Genomic DNA, 2,363 nt, shown 5'->3' on the forward strand with positions numbered 1-2,363 from the left:
AGGCGATCGCTGAGCACCTGCATACTGCCGTGGAGATGGTATAGGCCAAAGGGAGCTTGGGACAGGGCTAAGGCTGTAGCTGCATAGAGCAGGGCTGTTTCCTCGGCATCTACCTGGGAATAGAGCTTCAATTGCAGGTCTAGAAAAGTTCTAAGGCGACGATCGCCCGCTAACCCATAGCCCCGTAGGGCATCCCCAACCGTAGAGAAGGTGTGGGGCATGGTCAACAGTGTGTCAGGCCGTACTGCCCGTACCAGTTGCCACAGATCCCAGAGGTTGCGCGGCGGCAATACTGGATCACGGGACTGAAATGCCCAACTGTAGCGAAACAGGTCGGCCATGAACTGCCAAAAGGGTTCACTGCCGGGGAACTGGCGTTGACGCTCTGCCTGCCACCGCTGGGGATCGCGCCAGACGTTAATCGGTGTTGTCTCTCCTGGCAAATAGACTGCACAGGCAGGGTCACACGGGGTTGCTGCTGGCAAGGGCACACCTAGTTCTGAGAAAATGCGGTGGTGAATGCCGCCCGGCTCTAGCCCTGCTACTTGAGTTGCTCCTACATCAAAGGTGAATCCCCGCCGTTGAAAGGTGGACGCACAACCACCAGGCACCAGGGCTTGGTCAAACACCCGAACGCGATAGCCCCGGTGAGCCAATAGAGCTGCCGCCGTCAGGCCGCCAATGCCAGCCCCAATGACTACAACCGACTGGTCGCTAGGACTAGATTTATGCCTAAGCATATTGTTACAAATTCGTTACATAGCTTTATTTTAATGGATTGCCGCCCAAATCCTGGGCCGAAGGATGGGAATTTTTATCCATTGGTTATAGTGTGTTATGGTGTAATTCTGTGATTAGCTTCTCGCATTCATCCTATAGTCCCACCGTGAGCACGATCGCCCCACCTACACCCATTACGATTCGGGTAGCTCAATATCGGGATTTGCCAGGGTTGGCAACTCTGTTAGTAGATAGCTTCCATTCTCACCATGGCTTCTTGCGGCTACTGAGACCAATTTTGCGGCTAGGTGCTCAAGAAGATCTACGTCTGCGCCTAGGACGAGCTTCTTCCTCCTACTTGTGCCTAGTGGCTGTTACGTCGGTGATGACTCGCCCAGCTACCCTGGGGTCAGCTCCTCGCGCTCACGAGCAGGTGGTGGGCACGATCGAACTCACGGTGCAAACGGCTGCCCCTCGGCACAGTCACCAAGGGCAGTACCTCTATATCTCCAGTTTGGCCGTTCATCGCCATTACCGCCGCTGTGGCATCGCTCGCCAGCTTTTGGTGAACTGTGAAAAAACAGCTCGAATCATGGGATTTTCTGACCTGTACTTGCATGTGATAGAGGGCAACAAACCTGCCCAAGCGTTGTATCAGCGTATGGGCTATCAACTAGAGCGCTACGACCCAGACCTGTTAGCGCTGCTTCCTGGCCAACCCCAGCGTCTGCTCTTGCGCAAGCATTTGCCGAAACTGTCTCCTACAGCCGCTACTCCAGTCACTCCCTAGCTCAGGTTCCCTAGCCCTTGACGCAGATAACCTGCTTTAACGGTGCCGCCAAGTCTACTAATCAGCCTGAGAAGCCATTACCAGCTCGATCGGCTTGTAAGCACCTGGAATTTCGCCGATGATGCTCTCGTTCTTGCGACATGCCACCCCAGCCGTCTAAAGTCGGAATTTACTCCGATTCCTAGCGGATACCTATCTCAAACTTGGACAAAAAGAAAAGGCCGTTGCTTGTTTAGAAGCAGCAGCCAAACTAGCTCAGGACACTGAGTTTGAGTTTTTCTACCATCATGCGCTGGCAAAGTTAGCAGCAATCCAATGAGGATTGAACTCCTTACTTATGAGCTTGGCGATCGGCTTGGTGATCACCCATTCCCCAACCGAGGGCGTAACCTGTAGTGCCGATAGTGCCAATAGTCTTGCAAAATTTGCCCATGATCGAAACATAACGGTGTGGGCATCGCCCAAGGTTCAAACACCCCCACAGCCTTGGCATCATCATCTGCCTGGGGGTTACCGACAGCCGTTGCCAAGAAGACGACGCTCAAGGTATGTTGGCGATCGTCGCGGTTGGGGTCAGAGTAAACATGAAACTGCTCAATCAGGGTAACCTGTAGTCCGGTTTCTTCCAGGGCCTCGCGACGGGCAGCCGTTTCCACAGACTCACCGTAGTCCACAAATCCCCCCGGAATTGCCCAGCCATAGGGAGGATATTTACGTTCAATCAGCACGATCGGGCGCTGGGGACGATCGATCAGCTCAATGATGATATCTACGGTTGGCACAGGGTTACGGCAACTCATGCTAGGACTCTGTTACGTGTGGCTGTCATCTTCTGCGCGTGTAGTCTGCTCTT

3 protein-coding genes and 1 pseudogene are annotated in these 2,363 nt (G+C 53.8%); 1 reads left to right on the forward strand and 3 read right to left on the reverse strand.

The window, feature by feature from the left end; all coding sequences use genetic code 11:
* A partial coding sequence (locus NZ772_17515) for an NAD(P)-binding protein (protein ID MCS6815356.1) occupies positions 1-740 on the reverse strand: 740 nt, incomplete at its 3' end.
* Between the two features lie 110 nt (positions 741-850).
* Here NZ772_17515 and NZ772_17520 point away from each other — a divergent pair.
* Positions 851-1,510: a GNAT family N-acetyltransferase gene (locus NZ772_17520; GenBank protein MCS6815357.1), complete on the forward strand. Its 660-nt coding sequence runs from the start codon at positions 851-853 to the stop codon at positions 1,508-1,510.
* 10 nt (positions 1,511-1,520) lie between these two features.
* Here NZ772_17520 and NZ772_17525 read toward each other — a convergent pair.
* A pseudogene (locus NZ772_17525) lies at positions 1,521-1,666 on the reverse strand (RtcB family protein).
* 206 nt (positions 1,667-1,872) lie between these two features.
* Complete coding sequence (locus NZ772_17530; GenBank protein MCS6815358.1) at positions 1,873-2,310, reverse strand: NUDIX hydrolase; 438 nt, start codon at positions 2,308-2,310, stop codon at positions 1,873-1,875.
* Between the last annotated feature and the right edge of the window lie 53 nt (positions 2,311-2,363).

Source organism: Cyanobacteriota bacterium (assembly GCA_025054735.1).
Classification (GTDB): domain Bacteria; phylum Cyanobacteriota; class Cyanobacteriia; order SKYG9; family SKYG9; genus SKYG9.

Excerpts from the sequence above, each read along its gene's own strand:
- NZ772_17530 (MCS6815358.1), bottom strand. The coding sequence starts at position 2,310 with ATGAGTTGCCGTAACCCTGTGCCAACCGTAGATATCATCATTGAGCTG.